General features: G+C 60.5%; 13 protein-coding genes. 8 read left to right on the forward strand and 5 right to left on the reverse strand.

Annotated features, from left to right (window positions below):
* Nucleotides 1-49: 49 nt before the first annotated feature.
* Nucleotides 50-1,456, reverse strand: a complete 1,407-nt coding sequence (locus tag CEY11_RS02665) for a GGDEF domain-containing protein (RefSeq protein ID WP_158215169.1) — start codon at nt 1,454-1,456, stop codon at nt 50-52.
* A 455-nt stretch (nt 1,457-1,911) separates the two neighbouring features.
* Nucleotides 1,912-3,786, reverse strand: coding sequence for an FUSC family protein (locus CEY11_RS02670; protein ID WP_088601813.1), 1,875 nt, complete (start codon nt 3,784-3,786; stop codon nt 1,912-1,914).
* 155 nt (nt 3,787-3,941) lie between these two features.
* Here CEY11_RS02670 and CEY11_RS02675 point away from each other — a divergent pair, with 155 nt between their 5' ends.
* Nucleotides 3,942-4,853 (forward strand): ketopantoate reductase family protein, encoded by a 912-nt coding sequence (locus tag CEY11_RS02675; RefSeq protein ID WP_088601814.1) that lies wholly within the window; start codon nt 3,942-3,944, stop codon nt 4,851-4,853.
* 234 nt (nt 4,854-5,087) lie between these two features.
* Nucleotides 5,088-6,020: a DMT family transporter gene (locus CEY11_RS02680; RefSeq protein ID WP_088601815.1), complete on the forward strand. Its 933-nt coding sequence runs from the start codon at nt 5,088-5,090 to the stop codon at nt 6,018-6,020.
* A gap of 102 nt (nt 6,021-6,122) precedes the next feature.
* Here CEY11_RS02680 and CEY11_RS02685 read toward each other — a convergent pair whose 3' ends face one another.
* A complete protein-coding gene (locus tag CEY11_RS02685; protein WP_088601816.1) occupies nt 6,123-6,536 on the reverse strand; it encodes an OsmC family protein in 414 nt (137 codons plus the stop codon).
* A gap of 224 nt (nt 6,537-6,760) precedes the next feature.
* Nucleotides 6,761-7,477, reverse strand: a complete 717-nt coding sequence (locus tag CEY11_RS02690; protein WP_088601817.1) for an SDR family oxidoreductase — start codon at nt 7,475-7,477, stop codon at nt 6,761-6,763.
* A gap of 129 nt (nt 7,478-7,606) precedes the next feature.
* Here CEY11_RS02690 and CEY11_RS02695 point away from each other — a divergent pair, with 129 nt between their 5' ends.
* The gene (locus CEY11_RS02695; RefSeq protein ID WP_088601818.1) at nt 7,607-8,533 is read left to right on the forward strand and encodes a LysR family transcriptional regulator; all 927 of its coding nucleotides are present in this window, start codon (nt 7,607-7,609) and stop codon (nt 8,531-8,533) included.
* A 151-nt stretch (nt 8,534-8,684) separates the two neighbouring features.
* Here CEY11_RS02695 and CEY11_RS02700 read toward each other — a convergent pair whose 3' ends face one another.
* Nucleotides 8,685-9,707 carry a LysR substrate-binding domain-containing protein gene (locus CEY11_RS02700; RefSeq protein WP_088601819.1) on the reverse strand — a complete coding sequence of 341 codons (1,023 nt, stop codon included), beginning with the start codon at nt 9,705-9,707 and terminating at the stop codon, nt 8,685-8,687.
* Between the two features lie 201 nt (nt 9,708-9,908).
* Between CEY11_RS02700 and CEY11_RS02705 the strand changes: the two genes are divergently transcribed.
* From CEY11_RS02705 to CEY11_RS02725, 5 genes are all read left to right on the forward strand, one after another.
* Nucleotides 9,909-10,817, forward strand: a complete 909-nt coding sequence (locus tag CEY11_RS02705) for an amino acid ABC transporter substrate-binding protein (protein WP_088601820.1) — start codon at nt 9,909-9,911, stop codon at nt 10,815-10,817.
* 134 nt (nt 10,818-10,951) lie between these two features.
* A complete protein-coding gene (locus CEY11_RS02710; RefSeq protein ID WP_088601821.1) occupies nt 10,952-11,704 on the forward strand; it encodes an amino acid ABC transporter permease in 753 nt (250 codons plus the stop codon).
* Between the two features lie 2 nt (nt 11,705-11,706).
* Nucleotides 11,707-12,396 (forward strand): amino acid ABC transporter permease, encoded by a 690-nt coding sequence (locus CEY11_RS02715; RefSeq protein WP_088601822.1) that lies wholly within the window; start codon nt 11,707-11,709, stop codon nt 12,394-12,396.
* 22 nt (nt 12,397-12,418) lie between these two features.
* Nucleotides 12,419-13,153, forward strand: coding sequence for an amino acid ABC transporter ATP-binding protein (locus CEY11_RS02720; RefSeq protein WP_088602020.1), 735 nt, complete (start codon nt 12,419-12,421; stop codon nt 13,151-13,153).
* Between the two features lie 220 nt (nt 13,154-13,373).
* Nucleotides 13,374-14,453 (forward strand): threonine aldolase family protein, encoded by a 1,080-nt coding sequence (locus tag CEY11_RS02725; protein WP_233154685.1) that lies wholly within the window; start codon nt 13,374-13,376, stop codon nt 14,451-14,453.
* The last annotated feature ends 23 nt before the right edge of the window (nt 14,454-14,476 follow it).

Genomic DNA, 14,476 nt, shown 5'->3' on the forward strand with positions numbered 1-14,476 from the left:
CTCTCGTTGCTCGCCCGTAACTGCGGGAACTCGTTCATCGCCACATCCGCTACAGCGGTGCCTGCCAGGCGTGCACACGGTTGCGGCCGTCGCGCTTGGCTTGGTAAAGAGCCCGATCCGAGGCATGCAAGAGGGGAAACAACTCGGCGGCCGCCGGATCCGCACATGCCACCCCGAAACTGACGGTGAGCCGGATCGGATCTTTCTCTTCCACCGGAATGGGGCATGCCTCTATTGAAACCCGAATCCGTTCGGCAATGTCGCTCGCTTCGCCCATTGAAACTTCGGCAAGAATCGCGGCAAATTCTTCACCTCCCAGGCGGCCGCAGGCATCGCCCTCGCGCAGCCCCTGGCGCAACAGCGCCGCGGTGACGGCCAATGCCCTGTCGCCGGCGATGTGGCCGTAGGTGTCGTTGATCTGCTTGAAAAAATCTATATCCATCATCAATACCGCCGCGCGCTTGCGATCTCTGCTCAAGGCTCGCAGCAACGCCTCGGCTTCCCGATAGAAGCCGCGCGGGTTGAGCACACCTGTCAGGCTGTCGGAATCGGCCATGGAGCGCCACTGCGCCAATGTCCTGGACTGGGCGATCATAGTACTGGCGATGATCAGCGGCGCCAAGTCGATGGAGGCGATCGCCAGGCGCAGGGACATCAGGCCGTGCGTGTCGTCTGGCCCGATCAATGCGGGAAGCATGCCCGTCACCGCCATATGAGTCGTCCAGACCGTGAAGAGCGCCACCAGCAGCGAGGTCACGAAGACGCTGTAGCGCAGCGCGCAATACGACAGCGCGATAACCGGAAAAGCCACCGCTCCGCCGCCGCCCACCAGCACGGATACCAGCAGGCTGGCGATCAACAGGGCCAAAGGCACGCTGGCCGTGGCCGCGTCACGCCAGGTTATCTTCAAGCGCCGGCCCCACAGGCCCCAGTAGCGCTGACAGAACTCGGGCGCGCTCAGCACGATGGGCAGCAGCGTCACACACGACAGGAACTCCACTGCAAACCATTCGAGGGGTTCGACGGTCACCGGCCGGCCCAGAATAACCGGCGCGAACACACCGACCAGCACACCCTCGCAGGCCGCCGCCGCAACCGCCACGAGACACAACTGCAGCATAGAAAGCGGCTGGCCGAAATCGATTCTCATGCCGAACACCTGTCGGAACACCAGGTATCCGACGAACATGCTGGCGACGTCGATGGCATTGAATGCCAAAGCCGACAAGGCCGGCACTTGCGCGATGAAATAATCGGTCGCCGCCAGCACCAGCAGGACAACCGCCCAGCTCAAGGGCCTGGACAGACGAGGGTACAGAATGAAGCCCCCAAGCAGCACGGGGCAATCGGGCCACAACGTAGCCAGCCCTTGCGGCAGCCGTGTGGCGAAACCCAGCAAGGCAAGCAGGAACGTGGCGCTAGCGATCAACAATATATCCAGGATGAGCCATCCCATCGCCCCACCCCTGTAGCGATGAAGCTGAGGGGCTGGGGCAATCTTGGTTGCCTTGGTACCGAGATCCGGTCGCTTCGTATGATTCTTCATGCCCGTTGCTCTACACGCCCACATTAAGCGCAAGAGCCCGCAGTCTGCGACCATGACAGATTATGGGATCGTCAAAAATTCCAAAGAACTTTCAGAGTCTGACAGTTACAGGGCGAAACAGCCGAAAGAGTACGAATGTCCTTACGGCGGCAGGTGCGGATCCGCCCAAGCCTCATGCCGACAGCTCGCCGATGGCGTGTCTAGGCGGCGCCCACGCGTCGGCCACCGCCGGCAGAGCTACATTTTGTAGCGAAGAGCTTGCGATTTATCGGGATCGAGCACCGGGCAGCGGGCTTGAGGCCGACGGCAGATAACGGCGGCGCCGATCAGGGCATGGCGCCCGCCCTTTTGACTGAAGCGCCGGATCACCGCCTCCGACGGCCCGAGCCATTGCTTCCGACGTATACCAGAGAGTCGCGCAGGTTCCGCAATTCGGTAGCGAGGAATTCCGGCAACTGGGAAAACGGCGCGGGCCTGCCGCCTTGATGAACTGCGTTGGCCAGGGCCAACAGCGCCTGGCCGACTTCTTTTGCGCCGTCCGGGCCGAACAGTGCATGGGCTCTTTCGGCGGCGCGCCCGCCCGCCTCTTCCAGCGACCAGCAGGCCGAAAGCGTGCGATAGGCCAGGCGTTGGGCGGCCATGACCGCGGGCCACGCGCGCACCGCGGCATCCCGGTACCGCGACCTGGCGCCGACGCTGGAATCATAGGCCTCCAGCAACACTATCGTGCGATGCTGCAGATCCCGGCGCGCCTGCCGGGCCGGGCCGCTGGTGGCATCTCCGCTGGCCACGTGCCCCAGCACATTTTTGAGCGCCACCAAGGTCTTCACGAGCTCTTGCGGGATGCGCACCGCCAGCGAGCGCGGTGTCGTCAGCGTCAGGATCGCCAGGCCGGTCACGCACCCGATAAAGGTATCGACGCCGCGCACCCAAAGCAGATGCTCTATGTGCGCCACCGGATGTCCGCCCGAAGCGATGGTCAGTGCCGCGGCCGTAATGAAGACTACGGCCAACGCATAGTTGCGGATCACGGTCATCTCGATGACGAACTGCAGCAGCATCAGCGTGGCCACCAGCCACAAGCCCTCGGGGTGCGCCATCAGGACGATGCCCGCCAGGATCAAGCCGACGAGAGTGCCGCTCATTCTTTCTATGCCGCGCTGCAGGCTGCGCACCCAGTCCAGCCCCTGGTGCAGAATCAGCACCGCAGCCGCCATGGTCCAATAAGCACGCTCCAGTCCGAGCAGCGCACCGATCGTCCCGGCGATGGCGGTCGCGACACCGACACGGGCGGCCGCCAATAGAGCCGGCGACCAGGGACGGAAGCTTTCCCGCAGCGAATCCCACAAGCCGTAATGGCCCAGCGGAATATGATCGGGGACGGTGCGCTCCGCCTGGTCGGCGGGATGCGCGGCTTGCGCCCCGATCTGGCGCGCCTTTGCGGCGGCATCCTCGAGCCCCGCGCCACCCGGCCCGGAGGCGTTCATGACGCCGGCAAACAGCAGATGCAGTTCCCTATTGAGCGCGCGCAGGTAGCTCAGGGCGCCATTGGGCCTGGGCTTGGCAGGCTGGCGCGTGACCAGCGTCGCCCAGGAATGATGCATGGCCAGCGCCGCGGCATGGCGGGCGCCGTCTTCGTCCGGCGTACCGACAGCCTGGGCATAGCGTGCCACGGCCTGTGCGGCCGCCACGACGGCCGCCCTTTCCGGGCCGCGCGGCCGGATCAGTGCGCCCGCCATGTGCACCAGCCACGCGAACGCGCCTCCGGCCAGGATGAGCAGCCCGACCTGAGCAACGGACAAATGGCTGATGGGCATGCCCGTACCCGCGGCACAGCCCAGCGCGAACATGTAGGCGCCCGGCGGCCCGACCCGCAGCGCATTGCACAAGAATGTGGCGGCCATCGCGATCAGCACGACCACGGGTACCACCAGCAGAGGCATTTCGGCCGCCCAGACGCCCAGCATGACCGCCAAGGCAAAGGACACGGCAACCGCAGCGAGATGGATCGCGCGGTTCAAATACGGCCTGCCGCTGCCATAAAGCGTGGTGAAGGCCCCGATCGTGGCCATCAGCCCTGCGGCCACATCGCCCGCAAGCCACCCGGCCAGCACCGGCACCCCCATGCAGAAGGCTGCGCGTATCGCAAACGGCCAGCGCCGGCCGGCCGGGCGCAATTTGAACAGCGAGGACAGCCGGACGGAAGGCGGCGGCGGAACGGAGGGAGGGCTTGAGCTCATTGAGGCCGGTCGTTTCCGGATGGTTGATGCGGCAGGCATAAATAATAAACGGCCCGGCCGGACAACGCGAGCCGGCCCCCGCCCGCCTGCTGCGGTATATTGATACGCTCTATAAATGAGTACGCCGGCGCCAAGGCCGGCGAGAGGGTTCCGACATGAAGATCGCCGTCATGGGTGCGGGCGCGGTGGGCTGCTATTACGGCGCCATGCTGGCGCGCGCGGGGCACGAGGTCGTGCTTATAGGCCGCCCGCAGCACGTCGAAGCCATCGAACGCGACGGCCTGCGCCTGCAAGCGCAGCAATTCGACGAGCGCATCGATCCGTCGCAGCTGACGGCCAGTGTCGATCCGGCCGCCGCAAGCGGCGCGCAGCTCGTGCTGTTCTGCGTGAAATCGCCCGATACCGAAAGCGCCGGCGCCGCCATCGGGCCGCATCTGGCCGCCGACACGCTCGTACTCACTTTGCAAAACGGCGTAGACAACGCCGAGCGCCTGCGCGGCGTGATTGCCCAAGAGGTCGCCGCCGCAGTGGTTTATGTCGCCACCGAAATGGCGGGGCCGGGCCACGTGCTGCACCACGGCCGGGGCGAGCTCGTCATCGAGCCCTCTACTCGCAGCGACGCCCTGGCCCGCACGTTCGCCGCGGCGGCCATTCCCACCGAGGTATCGGCCAATGTACGCGGCGCGCTCTGGGCCAAGTTGATCCTGAACTGCGCCTACAACGTGCTGTCGGCCATATCGCAGCTACCCTATGGCCGCCTCGTCGCCAGCGCCGGCGTACGTGCCTCGATACGCGACATCGTGGCCGAATGCACCGCCGTCGCCCAGGCCGATGGCGTGAGCCTGCCGCCGGATCTCGAACTGGCCGTGCGCCGCATCGCCGAGACCATGCCAGGCCAATATTCTTCCACCGCCCAAGACGTGGCGCGCGGCAAGCCCAGCGAAATCGATCATCTCAACGGCTTTGTCGTGAAGCGCGGCGAGGCGCTCGGCGTGGCCACGCCGGCCAACCGGCTGCTGCATACGCTGGTAAAGCTCATCGAGGACAAGGCCAGCGGCGCGATCTGATACGAATTCGCGCCTTGTTCCCCCAACGTGCTTGCCGTTTCGATCGCGAACCCGGATGAACGGCCGCACAGCGACCCCGCTTTCTTCGTCCGGCCATCTTGAATTGGAATATGCGCGGGTTCGACCGTTACGCACAAGCATGCTGATAACTATCTTGAAACAGAGCAAAGCGCATACCGAACCTGCCGGCAGCCGGCCCGGCACAAGCGACCTGGCAGGCACACCGGAGACCAAGTGACAACGTCGTCGAAAGAACATTTGCTGGGTGTCGCCGGCGTACTGGCGGCTTCCATACTCTGGGGAACGACCGGCGTCTCCGCCACCTTCGCTCCGGAAGTCGGCGCGGCGGCGATCGGCGCGGCGGCCATGGGCGTCGGCGGCTTGCTCCAGGCCGCCACGGCAATCCGCGCCATTGCCCGCAACGCCGCTGCGCTGCGGCTGCAATGGCTCTGGCTGCTGCTGGGCGCCCTGGCCGTCGCAGTCTACCCCTTGGCCTTCTACGCATCGATGCGCATGGCCGGAGTAACCGTAGGTACGGTGGTTTCGATCGGCTCCGCGCCCCTGCTGTCCGCAGCCATCGAGATGCTCATGGACGGCCTGCGCGCCACCACCCGATGGGCCTTCGGCGCCTCCCTGGGCCTGGCGGGCATAGTCCTGCTCTGCATCGCCGAAAGCGGCCATGGCGCGGCCACCACGGCGCCTTCGGTCATCGGCGGCGTGGCGCTGGGCCTGCTCGCCGGCCTGACCTACGCCCTGTATTCCTGGGCGGCTCGGCGCCTGATGCAGCGCCGTATTCCATCGCGGGCGGCCATGGGCGCAATCTTCGGCCTGGGCGGCCTGTTGCTGATGCCCGTGCTGTACGCCACGGGCGCGCCGTTCCTGGCATCGTGGAACAATGCGGCCGTGGGCATCTATATGGCTCTGGTGCCGATGTTCCTGGGCTACGCCTGCTTCGGCTACGGCCTAGCGCGCGTCCGGGCCAGCACGGCTACCACCCTTTCCCTGCTGGAACCGGTCGTCGCCGCGGCTCTTGCCGCCGCCATCGTCGGCGAACGGCTCCCCGGCTTAGGCTGGACGGGCGTCGCGCTCATCTTCGCATGCCTGGTGTGCATTACGCTTCCAGCAAGGCGGCGCAATACGCCGCGCCGCCGGCCCATGCCGACCTGAATCGGGCAGAAAGCTGTCTGGCGGGCATTGCCGCCCAGCCTCTTCAAGACACTGGACCATTGCCGCGGCGCCATGCCGCAGCCCCGGCCGCAGAGGGCGGAATCACGCCACCGTTTCGATTTCAACGGTGACTTGAGTCATCAACTTGTGAATAGGACATTTGGCGGCCACCTGCCGCAGCGTTTCGCGCTGCGCGTCGGTCAGGGGCCCCTGGAAGTCCAGATGGACACGCAAACGGTATTTGCCCAGGCGCTCTTCGTGGCTGTCTCGCTCTACGCGGGTCGCGACCCGCTCCAGCGGGATATTGTGGCGCTTCGCGTACCAGGTTGCGGTGAGCGCCTTGCAGGAAGCCAGGGCGGCGTCGAAATAATCGTGCGGACTGGGCGCGGAGTCGACGCTTCCGGCTTCGGCGTCCACATCCGCGTGGAGCGTGTGCTCGCGCACATGCAGAGTCTGTGGATAGTCGCCCGGCTTGGTTGTGGCGCAATCAACTTCGTTGGTGTAAGTCTCGGTCATGATGGTCGGATTCCTCGCAGCCATGGCGTTGTTCGATCCGCGCACCACACCCTTACCCAGTCACAGGGTCAACGGCTCATCTTTACTGCTTGATGCCATCGAGCCCCACGGCGACGCCCGGGATGAGCCCCGGCATCGCAGGCGGACAGGCAAAATCGATCAACTCAATACAGGACTTGCCATATTACTGCACAGACGCGTAGAGCCTGCGGGCCGAACAAGGCTTACCACGCAACAGCACGGCCCTTGCGGTCAAGATACTCCAGGCCCGGCCTGTCCCACTTCGAGAGCAGCGTGTCCACGATGTCCGGAACGGCTTCATCCAGGCCGAACGGCGCATCCGGCCCACCCAAGGCAGTGCGGATCCACCCCGGAGCCAGCAACAACAGGGCGCGGGGCTCTCCCGTATGGCGCGCGGCATAGCTGCGCATGGTCTGATTCAGAGCCGACTTGCTGCTGCGATAAACCTCATGCCCGCCCTTCTCGTTTCCGGCAATGCTGCCCTGCCCCGAAGACATGACGCCGATCAGGCCATCGGTTTGCACCAGCTCTTGCAAGGCTTCGACGACGCGCATCGGGCCGAGTGCATTTGTGACCATCACGCGCACGAACTCTTCCGTGGAAACCTCTGCGATGGTTTCGTTCTGATTGCTGTTCGCGGTGCCTGAATTTACGAACAGCATATCGAAGCGCCGCCCCTCCAGCCGAGCGCGCAGCGCCGCGATCTGATCCGGCTCCGTAATGTCGAGATGCTCTATCCGGACGCGGCCCGCATATTCATCCGCCAGCACGTGTAAGCCAGTGTGCGCGCTTTGACGCACCGTACCGACGACGTTCCATCCTCTTTTCAGGAATTCCTCTGCCATAGCGCATCCGAGGCCGCGCGAGGCGCCAATGAGCAGAACGGTGGGACGAGCTTCATGGCTGCTTGAATGTGTCATGGCCGCAAACCTGATCGAGATTGGACGAACAATAATTCTGCTGCAAGGCCATCACTTGCACCAGACGCACGCGATGCAATAATAGTATGCATGAAACACAATCCATGATCCTTTCAAAAGCGACCCGCCATGCAAGCCGTGGACTTGAATCTGCTTACCGCACTGGACGTATTGCTCTCCGAGCAAAGCGTGACCAAAGCCGCGCACCGGCTCGGGTTGAGCCCCTCCGCCATGAGCAGGACACTGTCCAGGCTGCGAGCAGCCACGGGAGATCAACTGCTCGTACAGGCGGGCCGAACGCTTGTTCCGACTCCGCACGCCGAGCGGCTCGGCCTACACGTCCACGAGCTCGCCCGCAACGCCCGGGCCGTACTTCAGCCTGTCAGCACAGCCCCGGACATCGCCCGGCTCGAGCGAACCTTCACTATCCGGGCCAACGACGGCTTCGTCGACCTGCTCGGCGCCCCACTCGCAACGGCGATCGGCCGCGCCGCTCCGCACGTCCGCATCCGCTACATCGCCAAGCACGACAAGGACGCACAAGCGCTGCGGGAGGGCATGATCGACCTGGAGATCGGAGTGATCGGCACTGCTGCGCCGGAACTGAAGACACGACTGCTCTTTCACGACAGGTTCGTCGGCATTTGCCGAGCCGGCCACCCGCTTTTGCAAAAACCCGGAGTAACCCCGAAGCACTACGCCGGCTACCGGCACGTGGTCGTATCGCGCAAGCGCCAATTCGCTGGCCCAGTAGACGACGCCTTGGGCCAACTGGGCTTGCGCAGAACCATCGTCATGGTGGTTCCCACCTATGCCAACGCCATGCAGATCGTGCGCCACTCCGATCTGCTAGGGCTTATTCCGCACTCGAGCCTCGGCAGCGCCGCAGGCAGCCATGCAGCCAATGAAGGCCTGCAGTACTTCGAGCTGCCCGTGCGCACCCCGCGAATCAAAATATCCGCCATCTGGCACCCGCGCCTGCACGCGGATCCGGCCCACCGCTGGCTGCGCGATACGATTCTGGAGGTTTGCAGAAGCACAGGGGTCGCCGGTTGAAGGAGAAATTTCTCAACCGCCCGCTCAGGGCGCGCCGCTACCCAGCAGGGCAGCTTGATCTTTGGTGATTACTCTGGCTACAAGGCTTGCTTTACACAAAGAGTAACCGAGACCGGTCGTATGGCTCATGCTCGGGCGCAAATTCTTCGAACTACATACACCCCTGCGAATTTGCCAAATCCGCACGAATATAAGCCCCGAAGCGTTTGAGCAATAAGCCGTGACGCAGCCGGTGGGCATACATTAAAGCCAGCGTTGCAGTAAACGCCGCGCGCAGTGGACGAACCACGAGATCCACCTTTTGGGACTCTTCCAGGGCGGCGATGGGGTTCATCAAACTAACACCTATGCCAGCCGCGACCAGCGCACAGGCAGAGGCGCCCAGCTCCGTCTCTGCAACGATCCTGGGTTGGACACCGGACTGGGCAAAATACCCGTCTATGGCAGCCGCCAGAGAGCTGCCGCGCACAAAGGTAATCAAGTCTTCGGCGGCTAAATCCGCAGCACTGATTTGGGCGCTTCGGCTTAAGCTGTGCCCCGGCGGCAGCACACATACACAAGGCAGGGTGGCGATGGGAATGGTGTCAACCTCGCTGCTCAATTGTCCATAGCTCATGACCAAGCCAATGTCGTCTATCCCGGCCTTGATGCGTTCTTGTAACGCGTTAGCTCCGGCGACATGTATGGAGACTCGAGTTTCGGGGTGGTCATGTTTCAGGCAAGCCACCGCACGCGACAAAAGACCGCCCGCCAGACGCGGCATGGCGACAAACCGTATGTGTTCAGTGGTGAACGACCTTATATCGGCCGCCGCGGCTTCCACGCTGGCGATGCCGATATAGTGCTTTTCGATTTCCGCATACAGCCGCGCGCCTTCGGGAGACAGGCTGATGCGCGTGCCCTTGCGCGCGAATACGGCAAACCCGACGATGTCTTCGAGCTGGCCCACCAAGCGGCTGATCTGCGGCTGGGATGTGTGACGTTCCCGCGCCGCCTTGGTCATAGACCCGGTGGCGACAATGGCTTGGAAGGCATCCAAATGCTGTGAACCAAGACGACGTGCCATGGCAAGACCTTTATAAACCAATTTTATTGAGTTGCCATGCGTTCCGCGCAATGGAAGTGTGTTTGCCCGCCGTCCGGAAAAGCTGGCCTCGATTGATCCTGCAATCATGACTAGCTTATATCATATTTGCATAATATAGATCTCTATTCGCATTTCCATACGCAAAACCTCCGTGACACAATGCCTATGGAACTGTGAATCGCGCAACGCAATTGCCTAACTTGCGCCATGCAGCAATCGCCGCGCTCCACCCCACTGTCGGTATTTGATCCAGGGCATTTTCACGACCCATGGACGCACGGAGGAAATATGCACAACCTTTCACGCTTGGCCATTCTGAGCGCTTTAATATCGGTGACGACGGTCTCGTTCGGCGCCAGCCGGATCGACCGGATCAAGGAAACCAAAACGCTACAAATCGGTGCGCCCGAATCGGCCCTGCCTTTTTCGTACCTGGATGCAAATCAAAAGCCTGTCGGATATACGGTCGAGGTGTGTCAGGCCGCCGCCGGCTTGATCGCGAAGAAACTGGGCATTGACGACCTGCGCGTGAACTATGTGCCTACGACCTCATCCACACGACTGGTGTTGATTCAGAATGGAACCATCGACTTGGAGTGTGGTAACACCACGAACAAAGCCGACCGTAAAAAGCAAGTGGATTTTTCTCCCACCACGTTTATCGCCCAAGTGGTGCTGGTGGCGAAAAAAAGCTCCGGCGTGAATGTCAATGACTTAAGTACGTTTCGCGGTAAAACCATTGCCGCGACTTCGGGTGGCCAAACCTATAAGGTTGCCGCCGACCTCAATGCAGAACACCACTACGGGATCACCATGGCGGGCGCTCCGGATACCACGCGGGCGTTCATAATGATGGCGACCGACCGGGCCGATGCCGCAGTCAGCGACGATGCGCTGCTATATGCCGCCGTTGCCAAGACCAAAAATCCGAAAGACTACGTGGTCGGGACACACGGGCTGGACTTCGCTCCCTATGGAATCGTTGAGCCCAAGGGCGACCCCGAATTTAAGGCTTTAGTCGACGAAGCCGTGATCCAGTTGATGAAAAATGGCGAGATCGCACGCTTATATCAAAAGTATTTTGATTCGCCGATTACTGCACGCAAAATCAATTTGAACTACCCCATGAGCGACATCCTGAAAAACGCAATAGCCAACCCGACCGACTCCAGCGACCCCGCCGACTATAAACATTAATTTAACGCCCAAGCCTACGTCCATGATCCAGGACATTTAGGCTGCTCAACAGCACAGAGGCCTCGCCCAGCTCAGTCATGAAGGGGCGAGGCCTCTATGCTCAGAAATACACGCGGTGAAAGTCGGAGAGCGCAATGAATTACAACTGGGACTGGTCGGTCATCTATTCAATGTCGCCAGACGGGGTGCATAACTATTTACAGCAATTTGCGATCGGCATGGGCTGGACTGTTGCCTTGACCTTTTGCGCGATTCTTACGGCTTTGGTTTTGGGTTCGCTGCTAGCGTTCTTGCGCATGCTGAAAATCCCCGTCGTGAATTATGTGGCAGTCACGTATGTGGAATACATGCGCAATATCCCCCTGATCGTTCACATGTTCCTCTGGTTTTTCGTACTGCCCGAGCTCGTTCCCGTGGATCTTGGAATGGCCATTAAAAAAATGCCCCAGCCCTGGGCATCAGTGGTGCCTGCATTCTTTTGTCTGAGCACCTATGCCGCTGCGCGCATCAGCGAGGTTCTGCGCGCAGGCGTCGAATCCCTACCACGAGGCCAGTTTCAGGCGGGTGCGGCCATCGGACTGAACGAATTCCAAACATTCCGCTATGTGGTGTTCCCCCAAGCGATCCGAATCGTGGTTCCCGCGCTGACATCAGAAATGGTAAGCGCGGTCAAATATTCGGCGATCGCTTACACCATCGGGGTCTCGGAGATCACGGCCCAGTCCAAATCCATGCAGGAATATACCTTCCATGTCTTCGAAGCGTTCGCAATCGCCGCTGTCCTATACATAACCATTAATTGGGCGATCATCTTTGCCATGCGGCATGTCGAAAAAGTGATAGCCCTCCCTGGGATGGTCAGCAGCAAGCAAGAACTAGGCGCATAAAAATGGCCAATCTTGATTTCTCGTCTATTCCTCCTGCCTTGGGGTACCTGTTTGGCCAAGGCATGGTGGTCACCTTAATGATTACTCTGGTCGCCGCCAGCTGGGGTATTTTATTGGGCTTAATTTTGGCGGCCATGCGGCTTTCGCATCGCCGCTGGATCTCCGTGCCCGCCGTCCTGTATATCAATTTTTTCCGATCTCTCCCCCTCATACTAATCATCTTTACGTTTTATTTTCTTATACCGTATGTTTTGGGCTGGGTGTTGCAATCTCCTTTTCCGGTCAAGGTCGGCGCATTGAACGCAGCTTTTATCAGCTTCACCTTGTTTGAAGCTGCGTACTTTGCAGAGATCATTCGCTCTGGCATACAAGCCGTGCCCAAGGGGCAAATCTTCGCCAGTCAGGCGATTGGCCTCACTCACTGGCAAATGCTCCGTTACGTAATTTATCCGCAGGCTTTACGCAACATGATTCCCCCCTTGCTGATGCGCTCACTGATCTTGTTTCAGGACACCTCCTTGGTTTACGTCGTGTCCTTGACGGACTTTCTCGGGGCTGCCAGCAATATCGGCCAAAGAGACGGCACATTGACCGAGCTCTATCTATTTGTGGCCGCCAGCTATTTCGTCATTTGCTTTGTGATCTCGAAACTAGTGAACAGGCTCGATCAACGCATGAAGACGGTGCGTTAAACGGAACAGAGACATGGAATCCATGATACAGCTGTGCAATGTGAGCAAGTGGTATGGGGGCTTCCAAGTCCTGAAGGACTGCTCCTTAAAGATCAATCAGGGCGAGGTTGTCGTGATCTGCGGCCCCTCGGGATCCGGGAAATCGACTCTGATTAAAACGATCAATGGCATGGAGCCTGTTCAAGCGGGCGAAATTCGTCTAAATGATCACCGCGTCAACGATAAAGAGGCAAAATTGCCTGAAATTCGTGCGATTGCGGGCATGGTTTTCCAACACTTCGAGCTATTCCCCCATTTGAATGTCCTGGAAAACTTATGCTTGGGCCAAGTCAAAGTGCTTGGGCGCACACACGCGGCGGCGCAAGCGCGCGGCCTATCGCTACTGCGCCGAGTCGGCCTGCACGACCAGAAGGACAAGTATCCTGCAGCCTTGTCCGGCGGCCAGCAACAACGCGTCGCAATTGCACGCGCCCTGTCCATGGATCCGTTGGTCATGCTGTTTGACGAACCAACCTCCGCGCTAGACCCCGAGATGGTCAACGAAGTGCTGGATGTCATGACAGATCTGGCTACAGAAGGCATGACCATGGTAGTCGTCACCCACGAAATGGGCTTTGCTCGCAAAGTAGCTGATCGCATCATATTCATGGACGAAGGAAAAATTCAGGAAGATTGCGCCGTGGCCGCCTTCTTTGATGATATCGAAGGGCGCAGTCCGAGAGCGCAACACTTCCTGTCCAAAATTCTGCGGTATTGACCCGCATTTCGTCAAACACGGCTGGCCCAATGGACAGCTCGATCCATTCAACAATATTAACTTTGACGCCCGGCTCGCCATGCTGCGCAGCAAATCCTCACGATCGCGATGTTATCGCCGTGGATTGTGTTGCCCCGTATCACGTTTTACCGTGGCGGAGACCGGCGCCCATGCATACTTTTCTCCCCTGGTTAATGGCCAGTGTCCCCGGAGTACATAAATGATTGATACAGATTCTGGCTCAAGCTTGATTACCGGCAAGAGCATGTTTGGCCGCTCGGATTTTATCGATCTGCGCAGCGATACTGTTACACGACCCACAGCGCGTATGTACGAACGCATGCAGGACGCGCCGCTGGGTGACGATGGCCTGGAAGGCGACCCGAGCGCCGTACGGCTGGAAGCCGCCGTGGCCGATTTGCTGGGTAAAGAAGCCGGGCTTTTCGTACCTTCTTGCACCATGGCCAACATGCTGGCCATCCTGACTTTGACACAGCGATTCGAACAAGTCGCGCTCGAACAGGATTCACATATCTACACTATGGAATGCGGTGCGACCTTTCTGGGCGGTGCGCTGTTTCGACCGGTATCGGGATCGCGCGGTCAAATGGATCTTGACCACCTGGCCGATACCGTCGCTTACGGAAAGCGCCGACACATACCCACCCGTCTCATTTGCCTCGAAACCTCGCATAACAACTCAGGCGGCACGGTATTGCCGCTCGAGCACATCGATCAGGTTGCCACCTTCGCCCGCCGTGTCGGGGCTAGCATGCACCTGGACGGTGCGCGGATATTTAACGCCTGTGCTTTTCTCAATGTCGCGCCATCAACCATTGCCGCCCCTTTCGACACTGCGTCGATTTGTTTATCTAAAGGCCTGAGTGCGCCCGCAGGAGCCCTACTGGTCGGTACGACTAAAACCATTCATAAAGCTCGACAACTACGCAAATTCCTGGGCGGCACCCAACGGCAAATCGGCATACTCGCAGCTGCCGGACTGGAAGCCATCACCACCATGCGCGGGCGGTTGCATGAAGACCATCAGCACGCCAAGTTGCTCAGTCAACTAATCAAGGCGTCCTGCCCCAACCTCCAGGTCAGTGATCCCGAGACCAATATCGTGCAGCTGGATTGCAGCGCCACAGGCAAAAGCAGTGACCATTGGGTCGACGCCCTGGACAGAGCCGGCGTCAAAGTCCGAGCAATCGGGAGCCATAGAATTCGCTGCGTTACCCATAGGCATATCGATGCCCATGCAATCCGGCAGGCAGCAGAGGCGTTTCGCATGATAGGGTAAGAAAAATCATCAATCTCGACCCC

Source organism: Candidimonas nitroreducens (genome assembly GCF_002209565.1).
In the GTDB taxonomy this organism is placed as follows: Bacteria; Pseudomonadota; Gammaproteobacteria; order Burkholderiales; family Burkholderiaceae_B; genus Candidimonas; species Candidimonas nitroreducens.

What these genes read in the sequence shown, in the direction of transcription:
- CEY11_RS02665 (WP_158215169.1), bottom strand. Translation starts at nt 1,456, where the DNA reads ATGGGATGGCTCATCCTGGATATATTGTTGATCGCTAGCGCCACGTTC.
- CEY11_RS02670 (WP_088601813.1), bottom strand. Translation starts at nt 3,786, where the DNA reads ATGAGCTCAAGCCCTCCCTCCGTTCCGCCGCCGCCTTCCGTCCGGCTG.
- CEY11_RS02675 (WP_088601814.1), top strand. Translation starts at nt 3,942, where the DNA reads ATGAAGATCGCCGTCATGGGTGCGGGCGCGGTGGGCTGCTATTACGGC.
- CEY11_RS02685 (WP_088601816.1), bottom strand. Translation starts at nt 6,536, where the DNA reads ATGACCGAGACTTACACCAACGAAGTTGATTGCGCCACAACCAAGCCG.
- CEY11_RS02690 (WP_088601817.1), bottom strand. Translation starts at nt 7,477, where the DNA reads ATGACACATTCAAGCAGCCATGAAGCTCGTCCCACCGTTCTGCTCATT.
- CEY11_RS02695 (WP_088601818.1), top strand. Translation starts at nt 7,607, where the DNA reads ATGCAAGCCGTGGACTTGAATCTGCTTACCGCACTGGACGTATTGCTC.
- CEY11_RS02700 (WP_088601819.1), bottom strand. Translation starts at nt 9,707, where the DNA reads ATGATTGCAGGATCAATCGAGGCCAGCTTTTCCGGACGGCGGGCAAAC.
- CEY11_RS02705 (WP_088601820.1), top strand. Translation starts at nt 9,909, where the DNA reads ATGCACAACCTTTCACGCTTGGCCATTCTGAGCGCTTTAATATCGGTG.
- CEY11_RS02710 (WP_088601821.1), top strand. Translation starts at nt 10,952, where the DNA reads ATGAATTACAACTGGGACTGGTCGGTCATCTATTCAATGTCGCCAGAC.
- CEY11_RS02715 (WP_088601822.1), top strand. Translation starts at nt 11,707, where the DNA reads ATGGCCAATCTTGATTTCTCGTCTATTCCTCCTGCCTTGGGGTACCTG.
- CEY11_RS02720 (WP_088602020.1), top strand. Translation starts at nt 12,419, where the DNA reads ATGATACAGCTGTGCAATGTGAGCAAGTGGTATGGGGGCTTCCAAGTC.
- CEY11_RS02725 (WP_233154685.1), top strand. Translation starts at nt 13,374, where the DNA reads ATGATTGATACAGATTCTGGCTCAAGCTTGATTACCGGCAAGAGCATG.